Genomic DNA, 16,823 nt, shown 5'->3' with positions numbered 1-16,823 from the left:
GCAGGATTGAGTTTTTTTGCTGTGATGGTCTAAGCTGTTATAAGTCATGACTTTTTTTGACGTGGAAGTTCGGCGTCCAGCTTACGGGTAGCGCGATCATAATCCTTTGGTTGAGCTGTTTTTCCTTGGCATTATGAAGTTACACTTCTGGTATATTGCAAGAGTCGACACTGACCTGTTTTTCATTCAATGACATGGATGTTGCGAACGATAATGGAACTGATTGACACGGATCTTGATGCCCTGCTGAGTGCCATTTATAGCCGTTATGGCTATGACTTTCGCGGCTACTCCAGAGCCCACATAAAGCGCAGGGTGCTGCAGAGACTTCGGCTTTCCGAACTCGATAATATAGCGTTGCTCCAGAAAAAGGTCTTGTCAGATACCCATTTTGCGGCCTGCCTGTTACGGGATCTGAGTATCAATGTTACCGAAATGTTTCGGGATCCTGGCTTTTACAGGGCCGTACGCGAAAAAGTGATACCTCTGCTCCGAACCTGGTCTCACATCAAGATTTGGCATGCCGGTTGCAGCACCGGTGAGGAAGTCTACTCGATGGCCATATTGCTTAAAGAAGAGGGGCTCTATGATCGGGTTCGGATTTACGCCACTGACTTTAATCAGGTTGTGCTTGAGCAGGCAAGGGCGGGAATTTATCCGGCGGAACGTATGAAGAACTATGCCTGGAATTATCAGCGTTCGGGTGCCAAAGCTGCGTTCTCCGATTATTATCATGCGCAGTATGATTCAGCCATTATGGATCCTTCGCTGAAGAAAAATATTGTCTGGGCAAATCACAATTTGGTGACCGACAGTGACTTTGCCGAGACTCATATGGTGGTTTGTAGAAACGTTCTTATCTATTTCAATACTGAGTTACAGAACAAGGTCTACGGGCTCTTTAATGGGTCCTTGGTCAAGGGCGGAGTGCTGTGTCTCGGACGAAAGGAATCATTACGCTTTTCGAACTATAGCGATCGTTACTCGGATATGGATAAAGATCAGAAAATCTACCGGAAGAATTATCGCTATGAATAGCACGCGAAAATTCGACATGGTAGTGATAGGTTCGTCCGCGGGCGGGATGCAGGCGCTTAAGCGGCTATTGGCGGAGCTGCCGTGGAATTTTTCGTTTCCGATACTCATTGTCCAGCATATATCGCCGCGATCTGATGGAAGCTGGGTCTCAATCCTGAATGGGCAGTGCGCACTCGAGGTAAAAGAAGCCGACGAAAAAGAGGCCATAGTGCCTGGAAGAGTGTATCTGGCACCGGCTAATTATCACTTGCTGGTTGAGGAGGATCGCAGCTGTACCCTGACGCTGGACGAACCCGTTAACTATGCCAGGCCCTCGATCGATGTGTTGTTCGAAACTGCGGCGCAAAGCTGCGGAGCAGGCCTGATCGGTATCGTTATGACAGGCGCCAATTCAGATGGCGCCAGAGGGCTGCAATTTATCAAAAACAACGCTGGCTTGACGATTGTACAGGAGCCGGAAACGGCGGAATCAAGCGCTATGCCCCTGGCCGCCATTCGACTGGCAGAGCCGGATCATGTGCTGTCAATCGATGGGATTCGTGAACTGCTCATCAGCTTGAATTCGATGCAACGGAGCCGAGGATTAGCATGAAAATAAGAACGCTGGCCCAGAAAATAGGTTTGGGCTATACGTTGATGGCAATGATACTGGCCGTCGCCGTTGTGCTCACCATTTGGCAGATCGGCGAACTGCGTCAGATCGCCAGTCGCCTCATCGAAGTGCGCGAGCCGACGACCAAAGCCGGTTTGGAAATCAAGCAGGGCACCAGTTCTTCGCTCTCTGCGTTACAGGGGTGGCTTATCGTAGGGGAGGATCATTTCAGGGAGGAGCGGCGACAGGCATGGGAAGATAAAATTCGAGCTCCGCTGCAGCGCTTTGATGCCCTTTCACGAGACTGGACAAATTCTGACAATATCACTCGGCTGGACAGACTTAACCCCCTGCTGAATGAGCTGGAAGTTTACGAACGTCAGGTGGATGCGCTCGCGCTTACCGACAGGCAGCAGGCACTTGATATTTTGAGTAGCAAAGTCATACCGATTGGAGCACAGGTTAGTAATATCCTGAGTGACATGGTCGATGATCAGCGGGTCTTGTTACAGACCGATTTCAACCTTATGTCCAGTCAAATTACCTTCCTGAGTAACTTTGAGCGAGCCCTGCTCGGGATTGGGTTATTAATCGGCGTTCTACTGTCCATCGTCATTATTCGTTCCATTACCCGCCCTGTGGCCCAGGCCGTCGCTGTGGCGGAGCATATCGGCAATGGCAAACTGGATGTTGAAGTGAACGTCAGTGGGTCGCGAGAGCTGGAAATACTCGGATCTGCGCTTGTCAATATGCGCGACTCACTCAAAGCCAAAACGCAGGAGTCTGAACGGTTTAACTGGTTGACCAGCGGGCAAAACGAGCTCAATAACGCGATGCGTGGTGACAAGAACGTTGAGCAGCTGGCGTCGAGTATTGTGGCATTTATGGCGACCTATACCGGCGCCAGCATTGGCTCCCTGTATTTGGCGGATGAAGCCCAGAATCAGTTATCGCTGTTCGGCAGTTATGCCTTTGGCGGCCGTGATATGGAAACGTGTTTCAGAATGGGCGAAGGCCTTATCGGGCAGGTCGCCGCAGGGAAAGAGCCAATGTCACTCTCTGAAATGCGCGAAGACAGCATTCGAGTAAGGTCGTCGTTAATTGATACCCCGCCGCCTAACCTGTTTCTGTGTCCGTTTTCCTTTGAGGACAGTACTCTGGGGGTTCTGGAGCTGGGCAAGTTCGAGGCTTTCAGCGAAGTGGAGCAGGCATTTATTCAATCCAGTATGAAAACGATTGGCATATCGCTCCACTCCGCCGCCGCACACCGGAAAATCAGACTGTTGCTCGAAGAAACCCAGCAGCAGAGCGAGGAGCTGCAGCAACAGCAGGAAGAACTTGAGCAAACCAATGAAGAGCTGGAAGAGCAAACCCAGCAACTTGGCGAGCAGCGCGAAGAGCTGCAGACGGCCAACGAAGAGCTTGAAGAACAAACTCAGCTCATCATGCAAAAGAACAGGGATCTGGAAACGGCCAGCGAAAACATACAGCTTAAGGCCAGGCAACTGGAGATCAGCAGTAAATACAAGAGCGAGTTCCTGGCAAACATGAGTCATGAGCTGCGAACTCCGCTGAACAGCCTGCTGATTTTGGCGAATGATCTTGCCGGCAACACCCAGGGCAACCTGGACGATGAACAGGTAGAAAGTGCACAGGTGATCAGCAAGAGTGGGCACGACCTGTTACACCTTATTAACGATATTCTTGACCTCTCCAAGGTCGAGGCGGGGCGACTTGAGGTCAACGTCACCAGTCTCGGCCTTGCGGGTTTTGCCGCTGACCTGAAACGCAATTTCCGCCGCCTGGCGCAGGAGAAGAAGCTAAAACTGGAGGTGTCGGTCGATCCATTGCTGCCGGAGTCCATTCGCACTGATCGGCACCGACTGGAACAGATTCTCAACAACCTCATCTCAAATGCCCTGAAATTTTCCGATGATGGCGGTGTTGATATCAGCTTTAAGCGTCATTCGAATGACCAGCTTTGCATTGCTGTGACTGATACCGGCATTGGTGTTGCCGAGGGCAAGCAGGATGCCATTTTTGAAGCCTTTGTTCAGGCAGAGGGAGGCACCGCGAGGAAATATGGGGGGACTGGGCTGGGGCTGTCCATCTGCCGTGAATTGGCCAAGTTGCTGGGTGGCAGTGTTACGATGAAAAGCGCACTGGGGGCAGGGTCAACCTTTGCGCTGGTCTTGCCGCTGGAAATTGCCGCTGCGCCGGCCGCTGAACCGCCGCTACAGCCCGAGCGCACTCGGCAGAAGCTTGTGTCTGATCCGGACCAAAACCGGTTTCTGAATTATCCCTGTATTACTGATCAGCGTGACGATATTCGGGACAAGGACCCGGTTGTATTAATCATCGAAGATGATGCTGATTTCGCTCGCATACTGGCCGCCCAGGCGATACAAAAGGGTTTCAAACACATCAATGCGGCAACCGGTGAAGACGGCCTTCGACTTGCGGCTGAATATCTGCCGCAGGCGATTATTCTGGATCTGGAGCTGCCAGGCATCAACGGACACGTGGTGCTCAAGGAATTGAAGGGCGATCCGGCTGTGCGGCATATCCCCGTTCATGTTGTGTCAGCGAATGAAAAAACGCTGGACCCGATAAGGTTCGGTGCTGTTGATTACCTCACCAAACCAGTCACCAAGGTACAACTCGACGGCGTATTCGAGCGCATCGAAGGCTTTATTAATCGAAAAATGAAGAGTTTGCTGATCGTTGAAGACAATGAAGCCATGCGCAAGGCCATCGTGAAGCTTATCGGTAATGGCGACGTGCAGTGTATTGGCGCCGGTACCGCCCAGGAAGCCTTGGCGGTGTATGACGAGCGCACCATTGATTGCATCGTGCTTGATGTTGGCCTGCCGGATATAAGCGGTTTTGAATTCATTCAGGCGCTGAAAAAGAAAAGCGGCGATAACATGCCCCCGATCATTGTGTATACCGGCAAGGAGCTGACGCAGCAGGAAAATGACGAGCTGCAACAATACACCGAGACCATTATTGTGAAAGGGGTAAAAAGCGAGGAACGGCTGCTCGATGAAACGGCGCTTTTCCTTCACCGAACCGTCAAGGATTTACCGGCGTCAAAAAAAGACATGATCACGCGCTTGTATGACAAGGAAGGGCTTCTGCAGGGTAAGCAGATTCTGCTTGTCGACGATGATATGCGTAATATTTTTGCGCTTGGCAAGGTTCTGAAGGAAAAAGGCATGGCAATACACAAGGCGGAGAATGGCTGTACAGCGCTGAAAATTCTGGATGCGTATCCGCAGATGGATTTTGTGCTGATGGACATCATGATGCCCGAGATGGATGGCTATGAGTGTATGCAGCGCATTCGACAGCGCAGGGAATTCCGGGATCTGCCCATTCTTGCCCTGACCGCCAAGGCGATGAAGGAAGACCGTCAGAAGTGTATCGAGGCGGGAGCGAATGACTATATATCGAAACCGGTCGATGTCGAACGCCTGATGTCTCTTATGCGAATATGGGTGAGAAAGTGATGCATGACACTAGGGTTCTGTTGACAAAGCCGAAGATTCTGATGGTGGATGACAAGCCCGAGAACCTTCTGGTGCTGGAACGTCTGTTGAGGCATTTGCCGGTCGAGTTGTATCGCGCGGCCAGTGGCAACGAAGCCTTGATGCTTACATTACATCACGATTTTGCGCTGGCGCTGCTGGACATACAGATGCCCGAAATGGACGGATACGAACTGGCTGAACTGCTGCGCCAGGAAGAAAAAACGGCCAAGATGCCCTTTATCTTTGTATCGGCCATTTATACCGAACACATCAATATTTTCCATGGTTACGAGAAGGGCGCTTTCAGTTATATCGTCAAGCCATTCAAGCCGGAAGTGCTGCTCAACAAGGTAAAACTTTTTATCGACATGTACGAGCATGAGCAGGAGCTGCACCGTCGTACCGAGGAGCTGGAGGCGGCCAACAAGGAGCTCGAAGCCTTCAGCTATTCGGTGTCACATGATCTTCGCGCACCGCTGCGCGCGATCGATGGATTCAGCCAGGCTCTGATGGAGGACTACAATGACAAGTTGGGCGAGGTGGGCTGTGACTACCTGACACGAGTGCGTGCAGCTGCCCAGCGAATGGGCACCCTTATCGATGCGCTGCTCAAGTTGTCGCGCATCAGTCGAGCGGGCCTAAACCGCAGTGCGTTCGATATCAGTGCTCTGGCGGAGTCTGTGCTGGCGGATATACGGGAGAGCGACCCCCGCCGGGAGATCGACGTCGAGATCGGTGCCAGTGCCATGGTGCAGGCAGACCCGCATTTAATACGTGCTGTGCTGGAAAACCTGCTGAACAATGCCTGGAAGTATTCCGGCAAGTGCGAGGTGACAAAGATCGAGTTCGGCCTGTGCGTGCATAATAACGAGACCTGCTATTTTGTACGGGATAAGGGTGCCGGATTCGATATGGCGTATGCGGACAAACTCTTTGGTGCTTTCCAGCGCCTGCACAAGGAACAGGAGTATCCGGGGACTGGTATTGGGCTGGCAACAGTGCAGCGCATTGTTCATCGTCACGGGGGGCGCATCTGGGCCCAGGCCGCCGTTGGCGAGGGGGCAACGTTTTACTTTACACTGCCGAATGGGGAGGGACAGGGGGCATGAATCAGAATCCGATACTGCTGGTTGAGGATAATCCTGACGATGAGGCACTGGCGCTGCGGGCGTTTAAAAAGAGTGATATTCGCAACGAGGTTGTTGTTGTGCGCGACGGTGTCGAGGCGCTTGAATACCTCTTCCCCTCCGACCAGCCGCAGGGGCGCACCGCGGACTCATTGCCCGCAGTCGTGCTGCTGGATCTGAAACTGCCCAGGATCGATGGCCTGGAGGTGCTGCGCAGAATTCGTCGCCATGATACGACCAAACTCATGCCGGTGGTGATTCTCACGTCGTCCAGAGAGGAGCAGGATATGATCAGTGCCTACCAGCTGGGGGCTAACAGTTACGTGCGCAAACCGGTGGATTTCAATGAGTTTGCCCAGGCGGTTAGTCATCTCGGTACCTATTGGTTGCGGCTGAATGAGCTACCCTAGAAGGGTATTTGATGTGGAAGAGGCGACTACACTCCTGGCCGGCGTCGTATAACATGGATGATAAGACGATGAGCATTGAAACGTTACGGGCGCTGATAGTCGAGGATGAGCTGAACGACACCCTCCTGCTGGTGAATGAACTCAAGCGCGGTGGCTACAATCCGAGTTTTGTCTGTGTCGATACCCGCGAGGCACTGGAAAGTGCGCTGCAGCAGGAGTCCTGGGATATCGTTTTCTCCGATTTCACCATGCCGGCCTTTAACGGCAGCGATGCTCTGGATATAGTGCGACGGCACAACCCGGATATACCCTTCATCTTCGTTTCCGGCACTATAGGTGAAGAAAGGGCTGTCGCCGCGATCAAGCAGGGGGCCCAGGACTACTTGATAAAAGGTCACCTTAAGCGCCTGGCTCCGGCGGTTGAGCGTGAATTGCGTGACGCTGTTACGCGCCGTGAAAACCGAGAAGCACAGAAGCGACTTCATTTTCTGGCTAACTATGATGCGCTCACAGGGTTGCCGAACCGGGTGCTGTTCATTGACCGCCTCAGCCACAGTCTGCGCATGGCGCAGCGGTCTTCAGGTCTGGTCGGGGTGCTCTATCTGGACTTGGACAACTTCAAGGATGTGAACGACAGTCTCGGACACAATGCCGGTGATACCCTGCTCAGGACGGTCGCGGATCGCCTGACCCAGGCCGTGCGCACCAGTGATACGGTGGCGCGCCTTGCTGGCGATGAGTTTACCCTGATTCTGACGAATCTGGAGCATCGTGACGACGCGGCTGTGGCGGCCAGAAAAATTCTCGAGCAGTTGTCGCAGCCGCTGGAAGTCGCGGAGCAGGCGCTGCAGATCCGGGCGAGCGTAGGTATTAGCGTCTTTCCGGTCGATGGTACCGACAGTGAAGAATTGCTGCGCAACGCCGATATGTCAATGTACCTCGCGAAACAGACCGGTGGCAGTCATTACGAGTTCTATCGCTCGGAAATAGGTGAGAAAAAGGCTGAACGGCTGGAGCTGTTGAAGGCGCTGCGCCGGGCACTCGAACAGCGGGAGTTCGTGCTGCACTATCAGCCACAGGTCGAGCTGGCGACGGGCCATATAGTGGGTGTTGAGGCATTGCTGCGCTGGCAGTGTCCTGAGCGGGGCTTGGTAAGCCCGGAACAGTTTATCCCGTTGGCGGAAGAATCCGGCCTGGTGGTGCCCTTGGGCGAGTGGGTGCTGCGCAAGGCCTGTGCTCAGGCAAGGATCTGGCGTGATACGGGTTATCCGCCACTGCGGGTCGCGGTGAACTTTTCCGCCTGCCAGTTCCGACAGAAAAACCTGGTGGATCTTGTCAAGACGGTGCTTGATGAAAACGAACTGCCGCCCGAGTGCCTGGAAGTGGAGATTACAGAGAGTACCCTGATGCAGGATACGACAGCGTCCCTGAAGACGCTGCAGGAGTTGCGGGCCTGTGGTATCTCAATCTCCCTCGATGACTTTGGTACCGGCTATTCCAGCCTGAGCTATCTCAAGCGCTTTCCGGTCGATGCACTCAAGATTGATCGTTCCTTTGTGCGTGATATACCGCAGGATACGGATGATGTCGCCATTAACAGTGCGATCATTGCGATGGCGGCAAAACTCAATATTCGTGTGATCGCTGAGGGCGTAGAAACGCTGGAACAGTTGAACTTCCTGCGCACTGAGGGCTGTGCAATGGTGCAGGGCTATTACCTGCAGCGCCCGGCATCGGCGCAGGACCTGGCCTTAATACTGAAAAATGGCCGCCGCGGTGACTCCTCTTATTAACCGGGCTGACAAATAGCTTCCTTCTGCAGTGGGGCAATAATCGAACTGTCCGGCTACTCACGCACACTCCCTGCTCCCTCCCGAATGGCTTTTGCTGCGGCACTTTCGCCCCGGCTGTCACCAAAAGCCGCTGGCAAGCAACTGGCAGATAAGGCACTATCTCGGCCCTGTATTTTGTGGCGTGCAGCAGGATACGCCATTTACGAATCCTTAAGGTCCTTATCTGTGGCAGTTAAACCTACCATCTACAAAGCGCGGATTTCACTGTCCGATCTGAACCGCGACTATTACGACACCCTTAACCTCACCATTGCGCAGCATCCGTCCGAGACCCTCGAGCGCATGATGGTGCGGGTGCTGGCGTACTGTCTGAATGCCCGGGAGCATCTGGTCTTTACCAAGGGCATCAGTGCGGCGGAAGAGCCTGACCTCTGGGCGCGCACCCTGGATGATCAGATTGCGCTCTGGGTTGATGTGGGCGAGCCTGCGATGGATAGGGTCAAGAAGGCCACACACCAGGCACGGGAAGTGCGGGTGTACAGCTTCAATACCAAGTCCGATGTCTGGTGGGAGCAGGGCCGCAACAAGTTTTCGGCGCTGAAGGCGTCTGTTTTTCGCTTTGAATGGGCGGAAATTGAAGCCCTGGCCGCGCTGGTGGAGCGCACCATGGATCTGTCCGTGACTATCACCGGGGATTCGGCCTATGTAGCCGCGGCCGGAGGGGAATGCGAAGTCTCCTGGACGGTGCTGCAGCAGGTCTGAGGGTACTGAAAAAAAGGGGCAGGCGCCCACCACCAGAGCGGGGTGGGCGTCGATCCTGTATCCAAACCTAGCTTTCGTGTTCGGCTTCGCGCAAACGTTCCTGGCGGGCCTGTTCCTCGGCAAACACCGATTTGATCTCGTCCAGAACCGCATCCACATCGGCACTTTCGGTGCTTTCGGCGAACTCGCCGGTCAGCTCGATGTCTTCGTGCAGCTTGCCGTCTTCGTACAGCGCCCAGATTTCCTTGGCATAACGGCTGCCCAGCAGTTGGGGGGCGAACTGGCTGTAGTAGTGGGTCATGTTGTCGACGTCCCGTGCCAGCATCGATTGGGCGTGGTTGTTAGCCGCCGCATCCACCGCCTGGGGCAGGTCGATGATCACCGGACCGTATTCATCCACCAGCACATTGAATTCCGACAGGTCGCCGTGCACGACGCCGGCGCAGAGCATGCGCATGACGTAGTTCATCAGCAGGGCGTGATCTTCCAGTGCCTGCTCGGCAGACATGGATACATCACTCAGGCGCGGCGCGACATCGCCGGCTTCGTCTGTGATCAGTTCCATCAGTAGCACGCCATCCGTGCAGCCATAGGGCTGCGGCACGCGCACACCGGCCGCTGCCAGCCGATAGAGAGCATCGACCTCGGCGTTCTGCCAGGTTTCTTCCTGCTGCTTGCGGCCGAATTTCGAACCCTTTTCCATGGCCCGGGCGCGGCGGCTGTTCTTGACCTTGCGGCCTTCCTGATAATTAACCGCCTGCTTGAAGCTGCGCTTGGTGGCTTCCTTGTAGACCTTGGCGCAGCGTATCTCGGTGCCGCAGCGCACCACATAGACGTCGGCTTCCTTGCCGCTCATCAGCCGGCTGATCACTTCATCCACCAGGCCATCTTCGACCAGGGGCAGTATGCGTTTGGGAGTTTTCATGGCGCCCTGTTACCTGAACCAGGGGCTGGATGGAACAGCACCGCCTGTACAGGCCAGCGGGGAGGGGTGGAACAGCGGCATCCAGTAGACTCCTTGACAAAATGGGACCTGACTGCAGGACGGGCCCGCAGCAGGGAGTCTGAGTTTAACACCGCAGTGCAGCAGGCTTCGACCGCCGGATGCCGAAACCGACGGTTTTTTCGGTATTTAATGTCCCCGCAGGTCAAACCGTCAGTCTGCGGCGGCGGCTGTGCCAAAGATGAAGGCCGATTGCACGCTGCCCATGACCCTGTCTTCAAACACTTTCTGGCCCGGATCTGCGCCCGCGGCACCGGCGATAACATGCAACGGCAGCAGGTGTTCCTCCGCCGGGTGGGATGCACGCCCACCCGGCGCCTGGGCCCAGTTGCCAAGACGCTGCTCGCGCTCGGCCCGGGGGAGAGCGACGGTTTCGGCCAGCCAGTGGTCAAAGCGTATCGAGTCCGGGTCGGTCTGGGCACCGCCCTGGCGCAGGCGCTGCATGTTGTGAAAGCTCATGCCGCTGCCAATAATCAGTACGCCTTCATCACGCAGCGGTGCCAGCGCCTTGCCGAGCGCAAGATGTTCGGCGGGATCGAGTCCTGCACGCAGCGACAGCTGCACCACAGGGATATCGGCGTCGGGGGTGGCGAGTTTGAGCGGAATGAATACGCCGTGGTCCAGCCCACGCTTGTGCTCCGGGGTACAGGGGATACCGGCGTCGGCGAGCAGTGTCTGAATGCGGCCCGCCAGTTCAGGGTTGCCGGGCGCGGGCCATTGGAGTTGGTAGGTGTGGGCCGGAAAGCCGTAATAGTCGTACAGCAGACTCGGTGCGGCCTGGGCATTAACGCTGAACTCAGGCGCCTCCCAGTGGGCGGAAATAACCAGCAGAGCCCTGGGGCGGCTGTCCAGCTGGCTTATGACGTTGCTCAGCCAGGCTTCCATGTGATCCCAGGTGCCGGCCGGAGGCCAGTCCATGAAAAAGCACGGGCCGGCGCCGTGAGGGATAAAGATACTGGGCAAGCGTGCTGGGCTCATGAAATTGTCCTCGAATGACGGCGGTGAAATGCCGCCGCCAGGCATTAGCTGGCGGCGGGGTAAACAGGCAAAGTGCAGTTTAGAACTTCAATCCCAAGCGGCTATCCAGAGAGAAACGCTCGCCGCCGCGCAGGAAAACCGCAAGGGCGATCAGGCCCCACATCAGCGGATATTCCACTCCGCCGTTGGTCCAGAAGAAACCGTTGGCTGCGTGTACCGTCAGGGCTACGCCCATCAGGGTCGCGATGGCCAGTGCCGCCGGGCGGGTCAGCAGGCCCAGTACCAGCGCCAGACCGCCGAAGAACTCCACCAGGCCCGCCAGCAGGGCGAACAGAAAACCGGGCTCCATGCCAAGGCTGGTGGCGAAGAACTGGCCGGTGGCATCCAGGCCATAGCCGCCAAACCAGCCAAAGAGTTTCTGGGCACCATGGGGCATCAGCAGCAGGCCCGCGGTGATGCGAATCAGTGGGTAGCCCAGCGGTGACAGGCGATCGAACAGGGTGCTGCTAAGGGTTTGAGTGGTCATGGCGTATCTCCAGAAGCGTATGAGTGGGGTGTCAGGCGGTGCGCTGAAACTGAAGACCATGGTATGTTGGTTTCCATTTTTTGAATAGAATGCAAAACAGTAACCTAAGGTTTCTATAATGGAAACTATATCTATTGTCCGGTAGTCATTATCAGAGAATCCCATGACCTCACATATTAGCGGCGGATCCAACAGCTTTGGCGGCATGCTTGGGGGCTCGCTGGAAGACATCAAGGCATTCTGTGCCGTGATCGAGTTTGGTTCCGTGTCGCGGGCGGCCATTGAAATGGGTGAGACCAAGGGCAGTATCAGCCGGCGGGTTTCACGGCTGGAGGCCCGGCTCGGCGCTGCGCTGCTGGCACGCACGCCCAGGGCCGTGAGCGCGACTGAGGAGGGAATCGCTTTCTACACCAAGGCGCGGGATGCGCTCTCCTTGCTGGCCGATGCCACCCAGGGCGCGCGCCAGTCCCGCACCGTGCCCCATGGCAATCTGCGGGTGACGGCACCGATGGATATCGGCCTCGATGTGTTACCGCCGCTGCTGGTGCGATTTCGCGTGCTGCATCCACAGATTACGGTGGAGCTGCTGCTGACGGACGCATCGCTGGATCTGGCGGCCAATCGAATCGATCTGGCACTGCGGGCGACCTCAGGTAATCTGCCGGACATGGGTTACCGTGCCTCAGTGCTGACGGCATTTCGCATGGGCCTTTACGCAGCACCCAGCTATCTGGCAGCGCGGGGGATACCCGAAACGCCGCAGGATCTGCAAACCCAGGATCTGGTGACCTTTCGTGAACTGGCGGGGGCTGCGAGTCTCCCACTGGTGAATGCCAGGGGGCGTCGGGTGGAGGTCACGGCAAGACCGGTGGCCCGCACCACGGACTACGCCAGCGTGCACCGCATTATCCAGGCCGGTGGCGGTATCGGTGTATTGCCGGACCTTATTGCAGGCGCGAGCCTTGCCGCCGGTCTGATTGTGCCGGTCTTGCCCGACTGGTTCCTGAGTGACGGCAAACTCTACGCCATTAGCCTCAGTGGCGACCAGGCACCAGCGCGGGTGAGCGTTTTTCGGGACTTTATTCGCGCCGAGCTGAACGCTGTACCGCCTGATGCCTGACTTACTGCCTGCCGCTTCTTGTAATTTGTAATTCGTAATTCGTTAATAGGCCCACCCATCACCCATCACCCATCACCCATCACTAATCACCAATCACCAATCACCAATCACGAGTCGCTCTGCTGAAGAGCCTGCGCTGCCGTTTGCATACGCAGGTAGCGCTCGGCGGTACTGGGGTGGGTGAGGCCGCGACTGTGGCGAATGGCGGTCGGAAAATCGGTGCCCAGACGGCGCCAGAACTCGACGCCCGGTTCTAGTGGCACGCCGGCCCGGTGCAGCACCACCAGTGCCTGCAGGTCGGCTTCCAGTTCCCAGTTCAGCGCCTGATGGTGGATTCCCAGAGTCGCGGCTATGCCGGGGCTCGGGTAGCCCTGAGTCAGGGCCAGCAGATCAAGTAACGCTCCAAGCAGCAGGTTGCGCAGCTGCTTGTCGATATGCTGCAGGCCGTTGTGAGCCAGCTCATGGGCAATCACCAGGGCGAGTTCGTTATCGTCCCGGGCATAGCTGAGCATTCCCTGGTTGACGCGAATTTCGCGGCCATCGGCATGGGCATTGATGGCGCTGCTGCGATTGAGCCGCACGGGCCAGTCGCACAGTGTTTCGGGCATCAGGGTGAAGCTCATCAGGCTGTTGCCGCGTTCTATCTGCAGGCTGAGCGGCCCCGCCATCGCGCGCAGCTGTGCATCGACGCTGTTATAGGTTTCGCTTGTAACAGTGCGGCCCTGCAGGCGCACTAGGCGATCACCGGCGTGAAGGCCGGCCTGGGCGGCGGGGCTATCGGGCAGCGGCGGGCGCAGTGTCGGTCGTTGATCAAGCCCGTAGACTGTGTGGGCGGCGGGGCGCAGCGTGCGGGTATAGCTGTCTATGCTGTGCAGACGCAGGCCGTAGTCGCTGCGTTGCGTTGCCGGGCACAGTTCAAGTGCTGCGATCAGCAGGGGGCGTGCCACCCGGGCGAGGCGGTCCTCGCGGGCGTGCCGCAGTATCAGCGCCTCGGTACGCTGGTGTTCGGCCTCTGTGGCAATGGCTGCATCTGCAGGCGGGGCCGGCAGGCTGCCTGGGCCGGCGCAGGCAGCGAGCAGCAGTGAAAGCGCAAGGCAGGATACGAATATGGAATGGCGGCGGATGCTGTGCATCAGTAGCGGAGCAGAGCCTGGGCGAGAGTGTGATGCTCTTGTGCGCTCAGCGGTTTTACTGCTGCTATATGGGAGGCTCTGTGCATGCGCTGATCACCTTTTGATCGCCTTGTTTTACCCGCTATTTACCGTAGCCCTCATGCCTTTGTAGCGGTTTGATCGCCGCTTTTGTGGCCAGGTTGGGGTGAAGCCGAGGTGAAGGTAGTGTAGCAGCCAAAAAGCGGCCAAAAGGGGGCGAAAACCGGCGTTTTCGGCCCCGGCCCGACTTGATCCGCCGGCCTCATTCGTCCATGCTGCACGGCATTCGCCGATGCACCGGCGAGCCCATATTCAAAGGCAGGGCCGAACCATGACGTACAAACTGACAGAGCAGCAGCGAGGCAAGGTTATTGCCCGCGACGCGCAGGAGCGATTCGATCACTTTCTGCAAAAAGTGGCAGACTGGGAAGAGATATGGAGCCTGAGCGACGCTGAAGGCTGTGTCATGCTGAACACCGATGATGGCGAGAGCTGCCTGCCGGTATGGCCCCACCCAGACTACGCGCTGGACTGGGCCACTGACGGCTGGGAAGGTTGCGAAGCATTGAAAATCGACCTGCAGGCCTGGTTCGAGCGCTGGTCTCCGGGGCTGGACGAAGACGGCATTCTGGTGGCGGTATTCCCGCGTGCTGATGAAGAAGGCGTGCTGCTGTCGGCCGGCGATCTGACGGAGTCGATCGAAGCGCTGTTGGGAGCCGGTGGTGACTGACCACAACTCTGGCTCGGCCGCGGACCTTGCGCTGCACCCTTTCGAGGCTCTGACACCGGAATTCATCATGGATGCGGTGGAGGAACTTGGCTATCTGTGTGATGGCGTTATTTTCCCCCTCAACAGCTATGAAAACCGCGTCTATCAGGTTGGCATCGAGGAACAGCCTCCGCTGATCGCCAAGTTTTACCGGCCCCATCGCTGGAGCGAAGCTCAGATTCTGGAAGAGCATGCGCTCTGCTACGAGATGGAAGAGTATGAACTGCCGGTGGTGGCGCCCTGGCGCGACGAAAGCGGGCGCAGCCTGTTCCAGCGCGGGGACTTCTGGTTTGCGCTCTATCCGCGTCGTGGCGGCCGCGCACCGGAATTTGATGATCTGGATAATCTGCTCATTCTGGGCCGGTTTCTGGGGCGCATGCACGCCATAGGGGCGAAAATGCCGTTCGTGCACCGTCCGGTGCTCAACAGCCAAACCTACGGTCATGCCAGCGTGGCGTTGCTGCGCGAGGACTTTATCCCGCGGGATCTGCGTCCGGCCTATGAAACCCTGAGTCGCGATGTGCTCAAGCTGGTGGATGAGGCCATGGCGGAATCCACAACCCTGATCCGGGTACACGGCGACTGTCATGCCGGCAACGTACTCTGGCGCGACAATACCCCCAACTTTGTCGATTTCGACGATGCTCGCATGGCGCCTGCGGTACAGGATATCTGGATGCTGCTGTCGGGTGATCGCGACAGCCAGCAGCGGCAGCTGTGCGAAGTGGTGGAAGGCTATAACGAGTTTTATGACTTTCACCCGCGCGAGCTGCGCCAGATAGAGGCGCTGCGTACGTTGCGCATCATGCATTATTCCGCCTGGCTGGCGCGGCGCTGGGCTGATCCTGCTTTCCCCCGTGCCTTCCCCTGGTTCAACACCGAGCGTTACTGGAGCGAACATATCCTCGAGTTGCGCGAGCAGTTTGCCGCTCTGCAGGAACCCTCGCTGCGGCTGCTCTAGTCGTACCCGGCGCCCGGATGCCTGGAACTATACTGGTATGAATATAAGGATGCAGGCATGACGCCACTGCATGGCCCTGACGGTTTGATTTACGCAATGCTGCTCGATCGCAAGGGCGCTGCCCGCGAGCTGAGCTGGGACGAGGTCGGGCACTGGGATCCGTCCCAGGGCTTGCTGTGGCTGCACTTCGACTATACCCATGCAGACAGCCGCAGCTGGTTGACGGATCATAGCGGTCTGCCGTCCCTGGCGGTGGACTCCCTGCTGACCGAGGAAACGCGACCCCGTGCCGCCCTGCTGGGCGCCGGATTGTTGCTGGCCCTGCGTGGCGTCAACCTCAACCCGGAAGCGAATCCCGAAGACATGGTGTCTATCCGGCTGTATCTCACCCAGGATCTGATCGTCAGCACGCGCAAGCGCCAGTTGCTGTCGGTGTCCGATCTGGTGGCCGAGATGCGCAGTGGTGTGGGCCCAACGGACAGCGGCGATTTCCTCGTGCGCCTGGCCGACGGCCTGGTGATGCGCATGAGTGATACGGTGGATGAATTCGAAGACCGGGTCGCGGACCTTGAAGAACAGGTGCTGTACAGTGGCAATGGCGAGCTGCGCCAGCCCCTGGCCCAGCTGCGTCGCCAGACCATTGGCCTGCGGCGTTACCTGGCACCGCAGCGCGAGGCACTGGCACGGGTGGTGAGCGAGCCGCTTGGCTGGATGGATGATCAGGCACGCATGCGCATGCGCGAGGTGTCCGACCGGCTGGTGCGGCATATCGAAGATCTGGATGCGGTACGCGAACGGGCGGCCGTTACCCAGGAAGAGCTGATGAGCCGCATGTCCGATCAGCTCAACAGCCGGCTCTATGTCTTGTCGCTGGTGGCGGCGATTTTTCTGCCGCTGGGCTTTCTGACCGGGCTGCTGGGGATTAACGTCGGGGGGGTGCCGGGGGCGGAAAACCCCTCGGCCTTTACGGAGTTTTCGCTGTTTCTGATCGTGCTGGTCGCGGTTCAAATCTGGCTTTTCCGCCGCAAGCGCTGGCTTTGATGGCGCTCAACTGCAGGGA

Annotated in this window: 15 protein-coding genes; 11 read left to right on the top strand and 4 right to left on the bottom strand. The window is 57.2% G+C overall.

Translation table 11 applies throughout. The features are described from left to right. The first annotated feature begins 213 nt into the window (after window positions 1–213). The 7 genes from A8C75_RS14115 to A8C75_RS14085 all read left to right on the top strand — a co-directional run bounded on the left by A8C75_RS14115 (window position 214) and on the right by A8C75_RS14085 (window position 9,255). Complete coding sequence (locus A8C75_RS14115; protein ID WP_227819930.1) at window positions 214–1,038, top strand: CheR family methyltransferase; 825 nt, start codon at window positions 214–216, stop codon at window positions 1,036–1,038. Beyond that, on the top strand, window positions 1,031–1,630 hold the full coding sequence (locus A8C75_RS14110) for a chemotaxis protein CheB (RefSeq protein ID WP_067383584.1): 600 nt from the start codon (window positions 1,031–1,033) through the stop codon (window positions 1,628–1,630). Before A8C75_RS14115 ends, A8C75_RS14110 begins: the two co-directional genes overlap by 8 nt. After that, on the top strand, window positions 1,627–5,142 hold the full coding sequence (locus A8C75_RS14105; protein ID WP_067383581.1) for a response regulator: 3,516 nt from the start codon (window positions 1,627–1,629) through the stop codon (window positions 5,140–5,142). The genes A8C75_RS14110 and A8C75_RS14105 overlap by 4 nt, the downstream gene beginning before the upstream one ends. A gap of 20 nt (window positions 5,143–5,162) precedes the next feature. Beyond that, complete coding sequence (locus tag A8C75_RS14100; RefSeq protein ID WP_227819929.1) at window positions 5,163–6,272, top strand: sensor histidine kinase; 1,110 nt, start codon at window positions 5,163–5,165, stop codon at window positions 6,270–6,272. Then, the gene (locus tag A8C75_RS14095) at window positions 6,269–6,700 is read left to right on the top strand and encodes a response regulator (protein ID WP_067383575.1); all 432 of its coding nucleotides are present in this window, start codon (window positions 6,269–6,271) and stop codon (window positions 6,698–6,700) included. The genes A8C75_RS14100 and A8C75_RS14095 overlap by 4 nt, the downstream gene beginning before the upstream one ends. Window positions 6,701–6,753: 53 nt before the next feature. Next, window positions 6,754–8,493 carry a putative bifunctional diguanylate cyclase/phosphodiesterase gene (locus A8C75_RS14090; RefSeq protein ID WP_227819928.1) on the top strand — a complete coding sequence of 580 codons (1,740 nt, stop codon included), beginning with the start codon at window positions 6,754–6,756 and terminating at the stop codon, window positions 8,491–8,493. Window positions 8,494–8,718: 225 nt separating this feature from the next. Further along, entirely contained in the window at window positions 8,719–9,255 is a 537-nt protein-coding gene (locus A8C75_RS14085) for a YaeQ family protein (RefSeq protein WP_067383571.1), read from the top strand. Window positions 9,256–9,322: 67 nt separating this feature from the next. Here A8C75_RS14085 and A8C75_RS14080 read toward each other — a convergent pair whose 3' ends face one another. The 3 genes from A8C75_RS14080 to A8C75_RS14070 all read right to left on the bottom strand — a co-directional run bounded on the left by A8C75_RS14080 (window position 9,323) and on the right by A8C75_RS14070 (window position 11,762). Beyond that, window positions 9,323–10,180, bottom strand: coding sequence for a PA4780 family RIO1-like protein kinase (locus tag A8C75_RS14080; RefSeq protein WP_067383568.1), 858 nt, complete (start codon window positions 10,178–10,180; stop codon window positions 9,323–9,325). Window positions 10,181–10,411: 231 nt separating this feature from the next. After that, on the bottom strand, window positions 10,412–11,236 hold the full coding sequence (locus A8C75_RS14075) for a DODA-type extradiol aromatic ring-opening family dioxygenase (protein WP_067387332.1): 825 nt from the start codon (window positions 11,234–11,236) through the stop codon (window positions 10,412–10,414). A gap of 79 nt (window positions 11,237–11,315) precedes the next feature. Next, window positions 11,316–11,762, bottom strand: a complete 447-nt coding sequence (locus A8C75_RS14070) for a DoxX family protein (protein ID WP_067383565.1) — start codon at window positions 11,760–11,762, stop codon at window positions 11,316–11,318. Between the two features lie 163 nt (window positions 11,763–11,925). On the opposite strand from A8C75_RS14070, the gene A8C75_RS14065 reads away from it, so the two are divergent. Next, on the top strand, window positions 11,926–12,882 hold the full coding sequence (locus tag A8C75_RS14065) for a LysR family transcriptional regulator (RefSeq protein ID WP_067383563.1): 957 nt from the start codon (window positions 11,926–11,928) through the stop codon (window positions 12,880–12,882). 107 nt (window positions 12,883–12,989) lie between these two features. On the opposite strand, the gene A8C75_RS14060 is transcribed toward A8C75_RS14065, so the two are convergent. After that, entirely contained in the window at window positions 12,990–14,015 is a 1,026-nt protein-coding gene (locus A8C75_RS14060; protein WP_067383560.1) for a M48 family metalloprotease, read from the bottom strand. A 349-nt stretch (window positions 14,016–14,364) separates the two neighbouring features. Between A8C75_RS14060 and A8C75_RS14055 the strand changes: the two genes are divergently transcribed. From A8C75_RS14055 to zntB, 3 genes are read left to right on the top strand one after another with little or no spacing between them, the layout of a single operon-like run. Next, the gene (locus A8C75_RS14055) at window positions 14,365–14,763 is read left to right on the top strand and encodes a DUF2750 domain-containing protein (protein WP_067383557.1); all 399 of its coding nucleotides are present in this window, start codon (window positions 14,365–14,367) and stop codon (window positions 14,761–14,763) included. After that, window positions 14,756–15,763: a serine/threonine protein kinase gene (locus A8C75_RS14050; RefSeq protein ID WP_084784253.1), complete on the top strand. Its 1,008-nt coding sequence runs from the start codon at window positions 14,756–14,758 to the stop codon at window positions 15,761–15,763. Before A8C75_RS14055 ends, A8C75_RS14050 begins: the two co-directional genes overlap by 8 nt. A gap of 57 nt (window positions 15,764–15,820) precedes the next feature. Further along, window positions 15,821–16,804 (top strand): zinc transporter ZntB, encoded by a 984-nt coding sequence (zntB, locus tag A8C75_RS14045; RefSeq protein ID WP_084784075.1) that lies wholly within the window; start codon window positions 15,821–15,823, stop codon window positions 16,802–16,804. Window positions 16,805–16,823: the final 19 nt, after the last annotated feature.

The organism is Marinobacterium aestuarii, assembly GCF_001651805.1.
Taxonomy (GTDB): domain Bacteria; phylum Pseudomonadota; class Gammaproteobacteria; order Pseudomonadales; family Balneatricaceae; genus Marinobacterium_A; species Marinobacterium_A aestuarii.
The sequence above is the reverse complement of the archived record's forward strand: the minus strand, read 5'-3'. Positions and strand labels throughout refer to the sequence as shown.